This is a genomic window from Paenibacillus humicola, from assembly GCF_028826105.1.
Lineage (GTDB): Bacteria > Bacillota > Bacilli > Paenibacillales > Paenibacillaceae > Paenibacillus_Z > Paenibacillus_Z humicola.
Genome location: NZ_JAQGPL010000001.1, coordinates 1,993,401 through 2,007,701 on the forward strand (window position 1 = coordinate 1,993,401; position 14,301 = coordinate 2,007,701).

A 14,301-nucleotide genomic window follows, 5' to 3' on the forward strand; every position below is an offset into this window, starting at 1 on the left:
CCTTCCATCCTCTCGGAAAAGCAGGCATCGCGAGACGGGAATAGCCATAAGGTAATAGAAGACGGCCGTTCCGTTCGGTGGTTCGGCTGCTTTCATTTTTATTCGAACTCATCTCTGGAGAATATATTTTTCTTAATTTTAATTAGCGGTGGAGAAGTTATCCGAACCGTGATACGATACGTTCAAATTACGGTCGATCGTGCCGGTCGCAATCGGCCCCGGAAAGGCGTGTGAACCATGAAAGCGGCGGCGGATATCATCGTCATCGGCGGAGGACTGGGCGGCTGCATGGCGGCATTGGCAGCGGCAAAATGCGGGCTGTGCGTCATCATGACCGAGGAAACGGACTGGATCGGCGGCCAGCTGACGAGCCAGGCGGTTCCGCCCGACGAGCACCGCTGGATCGAAAGCTTCGGCTGTACCCGGACGTATCGCGAGTTTCGCAGCCGGGTGCGAGCCTACTATAAAGCCCATTACCCGCTCACCGAAGCGGCTCAGGCCGATCCCCGGCTGAACCCGGGCAACGGCTGGGTGAGCAGGCTGTGCCACGAGCCCAAAGTCGCACTGCGCGTGCTGGAGGATATGCTGGCCCCGTATTTGAGCAGCGGACGAATCGTCATTTTGTACGGTTACCGTCCGATTGCCGCAAGCGTGAACGCCATCGGCGGCGACCGCGTCCGGAGCGTAACGCTGGACAATCCGTCAGAGGGGCGCCGTATCGAGCTTGAAGGCGCTTATTTCCTGGACGCGACGGAATGCGGCGATCTGCTCCCGCTTGCCGGCGTCGAGCATGTGTCGGGCGCCGAAGCGCGTTGCGATACGGGGGAGCCGCACTCGTCGGACGAAGCGGACCCTTTGGATATGCAGTCCGTGACGCACGTATTTGCGGTCGATCATATTGCGGGCGGCGATTTTACGATCGAGCGGCCGGCGATGTATTCGTTCTGGAGGCAGTACGTTCCGGCGTATACCGATTGCCCTTTGCTCAGCTGGCACGTGCCCGATGTTCATACGGAGAACGGCATGAAGCGGATGACGCTGTTCCCGGACGGGCGCGATCCGATGCCGCTGTGGACATACCGGCGCATCGTCGACCGCTCGTTGTTTGCGGAAGGGCTGTACGATAGCGACATTACGCTGGTGAACTGGAGCCAGAACGACTATTTTCTCGGACCGGTTTACGGCGTTTCGGAGGATGAGCGAAAGCGGCATTTGGCAGGCGCGCGCCAGCTCAGCCTGTCGCTTGTCTATTGGCTGCAAACCGAGGCGCCCCGACCGGACGGCGGCCGCGGTTATCCGGGCATTCGGCTGCGCGGCGACGTGCTCGGCACGGAGGACGGGCTGGCGAAATATCCGTATATCCGGGAATCGCGGAGAATCAAAGCGCAGTACACGATCACGGAGCATGACGTCAGCCGGGAGCTTCGCGGAGAACGCGGCATTCGCCGCTACAAGGACAGCGTCGGCGTCGGCAGCTATTACCTCGATCTGCACCCGACGACAGTTTCGAACAAAAAATGCTTTATTCCGACCGTGCCGTACGAAATTCCGCTTGGCGCGCTGCTCCCCGTCCGGGTGCGGAACGTTCTTCCGGCCTGTAAAAATATCGGCACAACGCAAATTACGAACGGCTGCTACCGCCTGCATCCGACGGAATGGAACATCGGCGAGGCCGCCGGCTATTTGGCCGCATACGCGCTGCGGCACAGCGTGACGCCAAACGAGGTGCACTCAAGCCGGGCCCATCTCCGTGCGTTTCTCGAGCTGCTCGACGGCGAAGGAATCGAGCGGCATTGGCCGGAAGGGATGGAGCTGTAAAAAAGCGCTGCTGCTTTAGGGGCTAAGGGCAAGGGCTCCCCGGGAACGGAAGAAGAGGCCGAACGAACTTTCGCGCGAAAGGAAGCGAAGCGCATGGAAGCCGCAATCGGCGCCGATATCGGCGGAACGAAAATCCGGTTTGCACTCGTGGACCGGAACGGACGGCTGCTCCGGCGGGAGTCGGTCGCAACCGAAGCCCGGCTCGGCGCAGCCCAAGTGCTGGAGAAAACGCTGTCCGGAACCGGGCGGATGCTCGAAACGGCGAAAACGTTGACGGGGATAAGCGGCGGTCCGCCGTCCGTCGCCGGCATCGGCATCGGCAGCGCCGGGCAGATCGATTTTCGCACCGGCGCGGTTGCCTACGCGGTCGATACGCTGCCGGGCTGGACGGGAACGCCGATCCGGCAGGCGGCGGAGCGGCGCTTCGGGCTGCCCGTTTGCGTGGATAACGACGTCAACGCGATTGCGATCGCGGAGCGGCTGTACGGCGCCGGCCGTCACCTGCGCAGCTTCGTCTGCCTCGCGCTCGGCACAGGCATCGGCGGCGCCGTCTTCGAAGCGGGCCGGCTTGTGCGCGGCGCGTTCGGCGGCGCCGGGGAGCTCGGGCACGTATCCATCGACTGCGGCGGTCCGCGCTGCAGCTGCGGCAACTACGGCTGCGTCGAGCTGTACGCATCCGGCTCGGGCATCGCCCGGCTTGCCGCGGAAAGCGCGGCCGCCGGCGGCTTCAACGCCGCAGCGTGGGGAAGCGGCGCACGCGGCGTGATCGCGGGCTGGCTGGCCGGGGACGCGGCCGCCGCGCAGGTGATGGCGCTCGCGATCCGCGCCCTCGGCACGGCCGTGAGCGGGTACATTCACGCGTTTAATCCGGAGGCCGTCATTATCGGCGGGGGCGTGGCCGAAGCGGGCGGGCCGTTCTTCCGCGCGCTCGAAGCGGAGGTGAACGACCGCACCTCGTCCCGGATGCGCGAGGCCTGCCGGATTCTGCCGGCTTATATCGGCAGCGACGCCGGCGTGATCGGCGCGGCGGGCCAAGTGTGGCTCTGCCGCGAAGCTGGAGCGGCCGATTCCTCCGCCTGACCGAAGTCTTCGGCTCCGGTTCATCACCGTCATGTGCCGTCACAACGCGCATCAGGGAGTTAGGCCGGAGCATGACGCTGGCCGGCGAACCGGTAAACCGCTCGGCGGCGGCGCGGCAAGCCGCACACTTCCGCTTTATGAGCGGCCGTGAAGAGCGTATACTGGATACGACAGCCGCTCTTCTTGCAGACGCCTGCGCTGCGATACGCGCGGCCAGGGGTATGAAGTGCCGGGCGGGTTCATTTTGGAAGGGAGCAATCGGTTTGTTGAAGTGGGACGGACATTCGCACAGTCATTTTTGTTATCACGGCAGCGGCCGGCCTTTGCGCGATTATTTGGAACGGGCGGTCCGGCTTGGCTTTGAACGCTATTCGGTCACCGAGCACCCGCCGCTTCCGGAGGGATGGGTGAAGAACGAGAAGCTGATGGCGGAGCTAGCCATGAGCCGCCAAGAGCTGCCCGAGTACATTCAATGCGTTGAAGAGCTGAAACGGGAATTCGAAGGCAGGCTGGAAGTCACGGCAGGGCTTGAGCTCGATTACCTGCACGGCAGCGAATCGTTTACGAACAGGCTGCTGGAGTCGCTGGACGGCCGGCTGGAGGACGTCCTCATTTCCGTTCATTTTTTGCCTGGGAGAGGCGGCATGCGCTGCGTCGATTTTACGCCGGACGATTTTCGCGAAGGGCTGATCGATTATTACGGCTCGATGGAGCGGGTCGTGGACGAATATTTTCAGCATGTCGAGCTGGCGGTCGCATCCGCTGCGGGATGGAAGATCCGCAAACGGCTCGGTCATATCCATTTGATCGAGAAATTCCGGCTGGCGCTGGACGGGATCGATGAGGAGCAGATCGCCGAACGGGTGCGCGCCGTCGTGCCGAAGCTGCGCGAGGCCGGCGTCGGTCTCGACGTGAACACGGCGGGCATGCGCAAAGACACGTGCCGGAAGCCGTATGCATCCGAATGGCTTGTCAAGGAATGCCGAGCGCAAGGGATTGAATGCGTATACGGCTCCGACGCTCATCATCCGGACGATGTCGGGCAAGGGTGGGAATGGTTCGCGGCGATTTGAAGCGTTCCGGTCCGGCTTAAACGCTCGGGTCTATGGACGACTCGCACCCGGCTGCGGAGAGGCAGCAGCTGAAGATGTTCTATCGCCGTTTCGTGTGCAGGGGGGGAATACGATGGCCAAATCATTGCGCTACCGGGAGGACGGCACGTTCAAAATCGTGCAGTTCACCGATTTGCACTGGGAGAACGGCGGCCGCAAAGACGCGCTGGCTCGCGGTCTGATGGAGCGGGTGCTGGACGAGGAAAAGCCGGACCTGATCGTCTTTACGGGCGATGTTATCGACAGCGGGGCGTGCGACGACCCGCGCCGCTCTTTCCGTCAAGCCGTGGCGGCGGCGGAAACAAGCGGCATCCCTTGGGCGGCGGTGTTCGGCAACCACGATACGGAAGTTGGCATTACGCGCGAGGAGCTGATGGCGGTGCAGCTGGAATTCCCCGGCAGCATTGCCGAGCATGGGCCGGCCGGCATTACCGGCGTCGGCAATTTTACGGTGCGGCTGTGCCGCCGCGCAAGCGGAGGGGCGACTGCTCCGGATAAGGCGCTGTTTTTTTTCGATTCGGGCAGCTACGGTACGACGCGCGCAGGCGGCTATGCGGCGTTCGCACGCAATCAGATCGAATGGTTTATGCGCCAGTCGGCTTTGCTTGCGGACGAAAGCGGCGGCGTCGTGCCCGCCCTCGCCTTCTTTCATATCCCGCTTCCGGAATACCGCGAAGCGTGGGAGAGCGTCACCTGCTACGGCACCAAGTTCGAGAAGGTATGCGCGCCGCCGGTCAACACGGGCATGTTTGCCGCCATGGTCGAAGCGGGCAATGTCATCGGCACGTTTGCCGGACACGACCATATAAACGATTACTGGGGCGAGCTGCACGGCATCCGGCTCTGCTACGGCAGACAGACCGGCTACAACAGCTACAGCAGGCCCGGATTTGCGCGCGGGGCGAGAATGATTTTGCTCGAGGAAGCCAAACCCGGCTTTCGCACGTGGCTCCGGCTGCAGAACGGCAAGGCGGTTCACGACCAGCCGGGGCACCGGCCGGCAAAGCGCAAAAATTGACCGGATGCGAAGTAGACCGAACGTGCCGTAGACCAGGCATGCCGGAAATCCGGCGCCGCACCACGTTTTTAATAAGCGGGGGAGCGGCTTTTTTGCTTTAGATTGGAGAAATTCTCCAAAATTATTTACAATAGAGGAAAATTTCTCTTTATCAAATCGAAGGCGGCTGGTATAATACAGTCAAGATTCGAGTTGGAGGTGATATCCGCCTTTCCGGTCCGTTTTGAATTCAAATGCCAATCTTCAGAAAATAGGTGAGTTGATGCGGACAAAGACCATCTCCAGCTTTAAGAACGGACTCATCGTTTCCTGTCAGGCGCTGAAGCATGAACCGCTGTTCGGGGCGGGGCATATGGCCGCAATGGCCGCCGCTGCGGAAGCGGGAGGAGCCGCCGCCATCCGCGCGAATACGCCGCGGGATATCGAAGCGATCAAGAAGAGCTGCTCGCTGCTTGTCATCGGCCTGTACAAGATGGATTACCCGGACAGTCCGGTCTATATTACGCCGACGATCCGGGAGGCGGAGGCAATCGTAGAGGCGGGAGCCGACCTGATTGCCGTCGACGCTACAAGAAGAACGCGGCCGGACGGGGAAACGTTAAGCGGCCTGCTCGGAGCTATCCGCGCCCGCTGGCCGGACCGACCGGTCGTTGCGGATGTTTCCACCTTCGAGGAAGGGGCCGCCGCGATGGATCTTGGCTTCGATCTTATCTCCACCACGATGTCCGGTTATACGCCCTATAGTCCGCAGCAGGAGAAGCCCGATATCGATTTGGTCGCCCGGCTGGCTTCGCTCGGCAGGAAGCCGGTATTGGCGGAAGGGCGCATCTGGACGCCTGCGCAGTGCGCCGCGTGTCTCCGCGCGGGCGCGCATGCTGTCGTCGTCGGAACCGCCATAACCCGGCCTCAGGAAATTACCCGCAAATTCGTCAATGCGATCCGCAGCTCGGTCCCTTTTGCTTAACGGCATCGTTCACTCACACTTGCATCCCTGCCGCTCGGCTCCATTTACGCTTAAGATCCCTGTTCACGCATCACGCATCAATCCGCAAGAGGCTGAGTGGACATCTTCACAGACGCCGATCAATTGTTCACCTTCAACAGAAACCGATCAACCGCTTACCTTTACTCATAAAAGAAGGAATATTCCATACATCATTTAAAGAATAACGAATTATTTCACTCTCTTTTCGAGAGGAGGACCGCACACACAAACCTGTTTTCTTGTTTTCATCGCCTTTACAGGCGCGCATTCTTATTCTTCCGGCACGGCTTCGCGTTCGACCAGATCATGAATACTCGTGTTTCTTTGTCGTTGAAACTGTCACGCGCCATCCGATTCAATGAATGCGAAGTTCGGACATCGACGGAAAAATGAAATCCAGTTCCGTTTTAGCGTTGCATTTTGAACGAAACGGGGGAAGAGCATGGCGGGGAAAATAAAGCTTACGGCGGCAGGTCTCGTCTGCGCGCTGCTGCTTTCGCTGCTGTCGGCCTGCGGAGGCGGGAGCAACGGCGGCACGGGCACCGGAGCGGATGGCGGGCAGTCCGGAAGCAATCAGCAGGGCGCCGCACCCGGGAACGGGGAGAAAAAGGACATTACGCTGCAGTTCTGGACCATTGCGCTCAGTCCGAACTTCGACGATTACATGAACGGCCGGATCCGGAAATACGAGGACGAAAATCCCGGCATCACAATCAAATGGACCGATTTGCCATACGATGCGATGGAGAACAAGCTGCTGACCTCGATCGCCGGCGGCAGCGCGCCGGACGTCGTCAACCTGAATACGGGCATGACGATGACGCTGGCCGGCAAAAACGCCCTGGTCGACATGAACAAGGAAGCGACGCCGGAGCAGCGTTCGATCTATTTCGAAACGCTGTACAATTCGGCGAAGCTCGGTGACAGCGTCTACGCGTTTCCGTGGTATTTCGGACTGTCGGCATTTCTGTACAACAAGCAAATATACGAACAGGCGGGCCTCGATCCGAACAAGCCGCCGACCACGTGGGAGGAGCTGAAGGAGCAGGCGATCGTCATCAAGCAGAAAACCGGCAAATACGGCTTCGTGCCGACGTATAATCCGCCGTCCGACTTTTATTTTTCCGGCGTTCCGGTCATCAGCGACGACAAGAAGACGATCATCCTCGACACGCCGGAAGCGCTCGAGTGGGCGAAATGGAACAAGGAGCTGTTCGATAAAGGCATCGTGCCGAAGGAGAGCCTGAGCTCGGACGCGAACTATGCGACGGACAAATACCAGTCGGGGCAAATCGCGACGCTCATTACCGGCGCCCAGTTTCTGAGCCGCGTGAAAACGAACGCCAAGCAGGTTTACGACAATACGCTCGTCGCCCAGATGCCGACGCTGAAATCGGGCAAATACCGGGCGGGGCTGATGGACGTCGTCGTCCCGGTGAAGAGCAAATATCACCAAGAAGCGATCGCGTTCGCAAACTATATCACGAACGACGAGTCGCAGCTGGAATTCGCCAAGGTCGTCAACATTCTGCCGTCCACGAAAAAAGCGGCCGCCGATCCCTTCTTCACGCAGGGCGGCGCCGATCCGGAATCGAAAGCGAAAATCATTACGGCGGAGGAAGCGGCCAAAGGCCAGGACTTCACCCTCGGCGTCAAGGACGAGAACAAAATCGTCGAGCCGCTGTGGAAAGGCTGGCAGCAAATGCTGCTCGGCGACGTCTCGCCGGAAGATTTCCTGAAAAACACCCAGGCCGAGATGCAGAAGCTGCTCGACCAGGTGAACGCCGGAGACGGCTGAACGCCGACGGAGCGCAGGAGCGGAGCTTACGTCCGCTCCTGCTTCCCGTGATTGCACCACTTTCGGGGGAGATGATAAGCCTTGAGTTCGCTTTCGAAGCTGCAGAGGCGGCAGGCAGGCTTCGCGTACCTGATGCTGCTGCCGGGCGCCGCGCTGCTCGCCGCGTTTACCTTTTACCCGATCGTCCGCGGGCTTCCGCTCGCCTTCACGAATTATTCGGTTGTCGATACGACCAAATGGATCGGCTGGGACAACTTTAAGCGGGCGTTTCACGACCCGACCTTCGGCCTGGCGCTGAAGCATTCGCTGCTATACGTGCTGATCGTGCCCGTCATTCAAATCCTGTCGATCCTGATGGCCGTGCTGGTGAACAACCGGCTGCGGTTCATCCATTTTTTCCGAGTCGCCTACTTTATTCCCGTCGTGACCTCCATGGTCGCGGCCGCGATCGCCTGGAAGTGGGTGTACCAGGAGCAGGGCATCCTCAACTTTTTTCTGCTGAAGCTCGGCATGATCCGGCAGCCGATTTCGTTCATGGTCGAGACGAAGCTCGCTCTGCTCGGCGTGATGGCCGTCACGGTCTGGAAAGGGCTCGGCTACTATATGATGATTTATTTGGCCGGACTGCAGTCGATTCCCGGCGAGCTGCAGGAAGCGGCGCGGATCGACGGCGCAGGCCGCCTTCGCGTCATCTGGAATATCACGATTCCGCTGCTGATGCCGTTCGTGCTGCTTTGCTCGCTTCTGTCGGTCATGGGGGCGATTCACGTGTTCGACGAAGTGTTCGTGATGCACGGTCCGTCCGGCGATCCGGCCTATTCGACGCTGACGGCAAGCGTGTATTCGTACAAAGTGGCCTTCCAGGATTTCGAGTTCGGCTATGCGGCGACGATCGGACTGCTCGTGGCGATCATTATTATGATCGTGTCAATCCTGATGTTCCGCTACACGCGCAGAGGGGGGCTGACCTACTATGAGTGAAGCCGCCGCCCGCGACCGGCTGGCTCCGCCGGAGCTGAAGGGCGTCTATAAAGCCAAACGCTCCTGGAAAAAAGCCGCCGCCCCGTTCATCCTGTATCCGCTGCTGCTGCTCGCGGCGGTCCTGTTTCTCGGGCCGTTTCTATGGCTGCTGTCGACCGCGCTGAAAACCGGCAACAACGTGTACGCCTATCCGCCGCAGTTCATTCCGAACCCGCCGACGTTCAAAAATTTTATCGACGTCTTTCATATTATGCCGCTCTGGCATTATATCGCCAACACCGTTTACATGACCGTCTACGGCGTCGGTCTGAATCTGCTGTTATGCACGATGACGGCGTATCCGCTGGCCCGGCTGAAGTTTCCGGGGAAAAACGCCATTTTCTTCGCAATCGTCAGCACGATGATTTTGCCGAACGCGGGCGGCATGATCGTCAATTTCATCACCATCCAGAAGCTCGGACTGTACAACTCGATGACCGGGGTCGTGCTGCCTTCGGCTATCAGCGTGTTTAACGTTTTTCTGCTGCGGCAGGCTTTTATTACGATTCCCGCAGACATGGAGCATTCCGCCCGGATCGACGGCGCGGGCGAATTCCGGATCTTCCGGAGCATTATGGTACCGATGGTCCGGCCGGCGGTCGCCACGGTCGTCATTTTCGATTTTATGGCGTTCTGGAACAGCCTGATCTGGCCGGTCATCGTGCTTGACGACCGGGACAAATATCCGCTCGGTCCGGCGCTGCAGTATTTGAACAGCGACCTGGCCTATAACTTCCCGTACATCGCGGCGGGCACGATCATCTCCGTCATCCCGATCCTGATCATTTTCCTCGTGCTGCAGAAACAGTTCATAAACGGGATGGTCGGCGCGGTCAAAGGGTAGTACAATACAATCATAGATAGCGGAAAAGGGCGCGGAAACGCCGGCGCGCAGGCCGGTCTCCGCGTTTTTTTGCTAGTCAGCGGAAGGAGCTGGGATGGACGATGACCGGACCGAAGAAAACGACCGCCGAAGGAAGCCGATGCGCGATCCGGCGGACCGGCGTTTTGATTGACGTGCACGATGCGACCGCCGTCATCGACGTCGAAGGAAAAGTCGTACGGATACCCGCCGCCAAGCTGGCCGAAGACATTCGCGCAGGCGACACGTTGGAGTGGAGCGGCGGGCTGTGGACGAAGGTTCGAAATGAGAACGGAAATGCAGCAAGTGAATGAAAATCTTCACAACCCGTTGAATAAAAATACATATTAATGTATAGTTATCCCATTCTGCTGTCATAGCCGGAGGGGATATAAGCGATGCAATTGGAAGAATGGCTGATGAACGCTTGGCCAGCGATGCATACGATCGTCCGCCAGGGATGGGTGCTGCGGTTTGCCGACGGTTATACGAAGCGCTCGAATTCGGTCTATCCGCTGTATGCTGGGGAAAAGAATCTTCATGCTGCAATCGAGCGATGCGAGCGCGAGTACGAGCGTGTTCACCTGGCGCCGACATTTAAAATGACGCCTTTTGCGCCGCCGGAGCTGGACCGGCTGCTGGCTTCGAAGGGATATGCCGTGCTGGAGCCGTCGAGCGTTCGCGTTTTGAACCGTCTTGATGCCGTTCGAGAGCCGGTCTTAACCGAAATGGAGATCGAGGAGCGGCTCGGCGGCAAATGGCTGGATCTGACGGCTTCATTTAAAGGCATGACCGGACATGACAAGGCGATTTTGCGGACACTGCTCGAAAACTCGCTCATACGGAAGGGCTATTTTATTTTGCATGATCGTTCGGTTCCCGTGGCATGCGGGCTTGCCGCGCTGGATCAGGACGCTGCCGGGCTGTTTGAAATCGTGACGGCTGAGGCGTACCGAAATCGCGGATATGGTGAGCAGTTGATTTTACATATGCTGGGCTGGGCGCGGGCGAACGGGGCGGCGGTCAGCTATTTGCAGGTCGTTCAAAGCAACGCTCCCGCCTGCCGCTTGTACGACAAGCTGAATTTTCAAGAAGCTTATCCCTACTGGTACCGGCAAAAAAGGCGGGAAGAGATTTAAACGGAAGCGTACTTTCATTAAAGAATGACGGCAAAAATGATGAAGGAGGCCGACAGCGATGCATTTTACCGTGCGGGAAGCGCAGGCGCAGGATACGCCTTTTTTGTGGGAGATGCTGTACGAATCGCTCTTTGTTCCGGAAGGACAGCAGCCCTTTGACAAAAAGATCCTCCACGAGCCTTCCATTGCAAAATATGCCGAGTGCTGGGGACGGGAGGGGGATGCCGGCTTCATAGCGGTAAACGGCGAGGGACAGCCTGCCGGGTCCGTAACCGCACGTTATTTTACGGCCTCGAATAAAGGTTACGGGTTTGTCCGCGAAGATATCCCCGAGCTCAGCATGGCGGTTAGCCGGGATTGCCGCGGCAAAGGAATCGGGACGGCGCTGCTTGGCCGGATGCTGCAGAGGCTCCGGGAGAACGGCGTCAAACAGGTTTCGCTAAGCGTCGATCCCCGTAATGCGGGTGCGGTGCGATTATACAAGAATTTCGGCTTTAAGGAAGCGGGACAGGTGGATACGTCCATCACGATGGTCGCTGAGATTACTGAAGACTGACCTTCTGCATCCGGTTTGTCAATCCGCAAAAATTCGGTCCTTACACAGCTTCACCTGTTCCACCATGTGTCCGATATTGCCTTCTCCGGCATATAAGGAGCGATCAAAAAAATCTTGGTCGAGTTCCGTCCAAAACAACTCGTTTTCATCTCCGCAAACCGTGACATCGCGCTTTAACCGGCCGGCATAGACCTCAACGTAACAATTTTGCGCGTAATAGGTGAAATCCATGATATGATGCAGCGTTATGTCATCGCGGGCGATGCCGGTTTCTTCGAGCAGCTCGCGGTATGCGGCTTCGATTCCCGTCTCTCCCGCTTCGATTTTGCCGCCGACCAGGTTGCGCAGCCCTTTATACGGATCTTTTCGCCGTTTGCACATCAGCATCCGGTTCCATTCCGGATTGTAAATCATGAGCACGTTGTACCCTTGCATCGTATGGCCTCCCTACAGCGTTTCAATAACCGATGTGAGCATGATCGAATTATAGCAGACGGATCGCTCCGGTACGAGTGGTGTAGAAGATCATAAAGCATCCTTTACATCCGGAATGCTCATGTTGACAATCATGAACAGTAGGCAATAGGATAAGAGCAGCGCTGCGATTATTTACCATTGGGTTATCCGGAGCGGGAGTTTAATACGAAAATCCGGGATCTTTACGAATGATATATAAAGCATACTTTTGCGGTTGAAGAACATCCAGTCGAAGGAGTTAACCATGAACATGATTCGAGTTGAACGATCGGAGCCGCTGTACGGCAGCGTCCGGATTCCCGGTTCCAAAAACAGCTCGCTGGCTTTGCTTGCAGCCGCTTGTTTGGCCGACGAGCCCGTGGTCCTTCACGGCATTCCGGACATTGCCGATTTACGGGTCATCTATGAACTCGGGGCAGATCTCGGACTGCGCGTCGATGCCGGCGCAAAGGGGACGGTCGCGATCGATCCGAGACCGATCGGCCATGCGATTCTGGATCCGGCGAAGTCTTCTTCGTTCCGGTCGGCTTATTATTTTATCGGTTCCTTATTGGCCAAATTCGGCAAAGTGTCCCTTGGCTACCCGGGCGGGGACGACTTTTTGCATCGTCCGATGGACCAGCATATTAAAGCGTTAAAAATGATGGGTGCGTCGTTTACATTTTTCGACCGCCACTATACGGTCGAGGCGAACGAACTGAAAGGAACGACGATTTATTTTGATGTGATTACGAGCGGCGCCACGATTAATGTGATGCTTGCGGCGGTTCGCGCGAAAGGAACGACGGTTTTGCTCAACGCGGCACGCGATCCGGAAGTGACGGATACCGCGAATTTTTTGAACCAAATGGGCGCGAAAATTACGGGAGCCGGTACGGACCAGATCCGCATCGAAGGGGTTACCGCTTTAAAAGGCTGTGCCTATACTGTCATTCCGGACCGGCTTATTGCCGGCGCGTTTCTCATGTCGGCCGGCGTCTCCGGCGGTTCGGTTACGGTGCAGGATATCGTACCGGAGCATCTGACGTCATGTTTGGCCAAGCTGCGCGAGATCGGATTGGAACTCGAAGCGGACGAGCATTCCATAACGGCCTATTCGAGCGGTCATCTGAGAGCGACAAGAGTGCGCACCGCCATGTATCCCGGTTTTGCCACCGACCTGCAGCAGCCGTTAACCGCACTGCTGACGCAGGCTCCCGGTAAAAGCATCGTCAGCGACCGCATTTATCCGTCCAGATTTAAACACGTAAGCCAGCTGATCCGGATGGGAGCCGATATCAAGGTCCGTTCGGGCGTTGCTTTCATTAAAGGCGGCGGCAGGCTGCACGGCGCGTACGTTCATGCTTCAGACGTCAGGGCGGGCATCTGTTTGATTCTTGCCGGACTTTGCGCCGAAGGGACAACGACCATTTCCGGCGTGCAGCATATTGACAGAGGATACGAGGATGTTGTCGGCTCCTTCCGCATGCTCGGCGCCAAGATCCGTTTGGATCACGCCGATGCTTCCGAAGCGGCCGGCATGTCGCTCTGACCATCGCCGGATGACGGAACGGGAGGCAATGGTACAGCTGCTTTCAGGTAACCTGTTCGAAAATATAACGCTGCTGAAGATGATTCCAATCTTCCGTCCATGCGGCTGGCGGAATCGATCGATCTTAAGAAAGCGGTCGTTCTGGAGCACCTGACTTACTGCGGCCGCCGATAGGGCACGTCACCGAACCCATGACGTATAGGAGTGTGGGCGGCATGAATTTGGCCAATCGTATTACCGTTATCCGAATCGGTCTCATCCCGATCTTCATCGTCCTGCTGCAGTCGTATCCGCAGTGGCTGATCGAGCGCTCGCACATTGTGTTCTGGCTTCACCAATACGGCATTTACGCGGGTACGTCCCTCTTTCTTCTGGCGTCGGCGACGGATAAGCTGGACGGGTACATTGCCCGGAAGTACAACTTGGTTACGAATGCCGGCAAACTGCTTGACCCGCTGGCGGATAAACTGCTGATCTCGGTCGCGTTTATCATGCTGGTTCAGGATCATTTGGTTCCGACGTGGATCGCGGTCGCGATTATCGGCAGAGAGCTGCTCGTCACCGGCATCCGAATTGCCGCAACCGCACAAAACATCGCGCTGGCCGCCGACACGTACGGCAAAATCAAAATGGTCGTGCAGGTGGCGGCGGTTGCCGTTGTGCTGACGCTTCATTTTCCCGCCCTGCACCTTTCCGCCGCACCGCTTGCTTGTATCGTCATGCTCGCCGCCGCCGCGGTAACCTTGTTCTCGGGCTACCGCTACCTGAAAGCGAATTACAGCCGATTAAGCCTTCATCTTTAACCTTCGCGAAGCTCGGCGTGGTGAGCACCTGAACATGCCCGGCTTGCGGTGGAAAATATCCCGAATGCCGAAGAAGAACGACCGGCAGAAGGAGCCAGCAAA

General features: G+C 58.2%; 14 protein-coding genes. 13 read left to right on the plus strand and 1 reads right to left on the minus strand.

The window, feature by feature from the left end; translation table 11 throughout:
• Positions 1-237: 237 nt before the first annotated feature.
• The 11 genes from PD282_RS09240 (at position 238) to PD282_RS09290 (ending at position 11,388) form a co-directional block, all read left to right on the plus strand.
• A complete protein-coding gene (locus tag PD282_RS09240; RefSeq protein WP_274650319.1) occupies positions 238-1,818 on the plus strand; it encodes an FAD-dependent oxidoreductase in 1,581 nt (526 codons plus the stop codon).
• A gap of 93 nt (positions 1,819-1,911) precedes the next feature.
• Entirely contained in the window at positions 1,912-2,898 is a 987-nt protein-coding gene (locus PD282_RS09245) for an ROK family protein (protein ID WP_274650321.1), read from the plus strand.
• 71 nt (positions 2,899-2,969) lie between these two features.
• On the plus strand, positions 2,970-3,971 hold the full coding sequence (gene hisJ / locus PD282_RS09250) for a histidinol-phosphatase HisJ (protein WP_274650323.1): 1,002 nt from the start codon (positions 2,970-2,972) through the stop codon (positions 3,969-3,971).
• A gap of 112 nt (positions 3,972-4,083) precedes the next feature.
• A complete protein-coding gene (locus PD282_RS09255; RefSeq protein ID WP_274650325.1) occupies positions 4,084-5,028 on the plus strand; it encodes a metallophosphoesterase family protein in 945 nt (314 codons plus the stop codon).
• Between the two features lie 262 nt (positions 5,029-5,290).
• Positions 5,291-5,992, plus strand: coding sequence for an N-acetylmannosamine-6-phosphate 2-epimerase (locus tag PD282_RS09260; RefSeq protein ID WP_274650327.1), 702 nt, complete (start codon positions 5,291-5,293; stop codon positions 5,990-5,992).
• 463 nt (positions 5,993-6,455) lie between these two features.
• Positions 6,456-7,811 (plus strand): ABC transporter substrate-binding protein, encoded by a 1,356-nt coding sequence (locus tag PD282_RS09265; RefSeq protein WP_274650329.1) that lies wholly within the window; start codon positions 6,456-6,458, stop codon positions 7,809-7,811.
• An 81-nt stretch (positions 7,812-7,892) separates the two neighbouring features.
• On the plus strand, positions 7,893-8,792 hold the full coding sequence (locus tag PD282_RS09270) for a carbohydrate ABC transporter permease (RefSeq protein ID WP_274650331.1): 900 nt from the start codon (positions 7,893-7,895) through the stop codon (positions 8,790-8,792).
• On the plus strand, positions 8,785-9,675 hold the full coding sequence (locus PD282_RS09275) for a carbohydrate ABC transporter permease (protein WP_274650333.1): 891 nt from the start codon (positions 8,785-8,787) through the stop codon (positions 9,673-9,675). The genes PD282_RS09270 and PD282_RS09275 overlap by 8 nt, the downstream gene beginning before the upstream one ends.
• 101 nt (positions 9,676-9,776) lie before the next feature.
• On the plus strand, positions 9,777-10,007 hold the full coding sequence (locus tag PD282_RS09280; RefSeq protein ID WP_274650335.1) for a hypothetical protein: 231 nt from the start codon (positions 9,777-9,779) through the stop codon (positions 10,005-10,007).
• Between the two features lie 84 nt (positions 10,008-10,091).
• Positions 10,092-10,832 carry a GNAT family N-acetyltransferase gene (locus tag PD282_RS09285; RefSeq protein ID WP_274650337.1) on the plus strand — a complete coding sequence of 247 codons (741 nt, stop codon included), beginning with the start codon at positions 10,092-10,094 and terminating at the stop codon, positions 10,830-10,832.
• A gap of 58 nt (positions 10,833-10,890) precedes the next feature.
• Complete coding sequence (locus tag PD282_RS09290; RefSeq protein WP_274650339.1) at positions 10,891-11,388, plus strand: GNAT family N-acetyltransferase; 498 nt, start codon at positions 10,891-10,893, stop codon at positions 11,386-11,388.
• An 18-nt stretch (positions 11,389-11,406) separates the two neighbouring features.
• Here the strand turns inward: PD282_RS09290 and PD282_RS09295 are convergent, their stop codons facing one another.
• Positions 11,407-11,823, minus strand: coding sequence for an NUDIX hydrolase (locus tag PD282_RS09295; protein ID WP_274650341.1), 417 nt, complete (start codon positions 11,821-11,823; stop codon positions 11,407-11,409).
• 286 nt (positions 11,824-12,109) lie between these two features.
• Between PD282_RS09295 and murA the strand changes: the two genes are divergently transcribed.
• Together murA and pgsA are read left to right on the plus strand one after the other, a co-directional pair.
• Positions 12,110-13,396 carry a UDP-N-acetylglucosamine 1-carboxyvinyltransferase gene (murA, locus tag PD282_RS09300; RefSeq protein WP_274650343.1) on the plus strand — a complete coding sequence of 429 codons (1,287 nt, stop codon included), beginning with the start codon at positions 12,110-12,112 and terminating at the stop codon, positions 13,394-13,396.
• A gap of 215 nt (positions 13,397-13,611) precedes the next feature.
• Positions 13,612-14,199 (plus strand): CDP-diacylglycerol--glycerol-3-phosphate 3-phosphatidyltransferase, encoded by a 588-nt coding sequence (pgsA, locus tag PD282_RS09305; protein WP_274650345.1) that lies wholly within the window; start codon positions 13,612-13,614, stop codon positions 14,197-14,199.
• Positions 14,200-14,301: the final 102 nt, after the last annotated feature.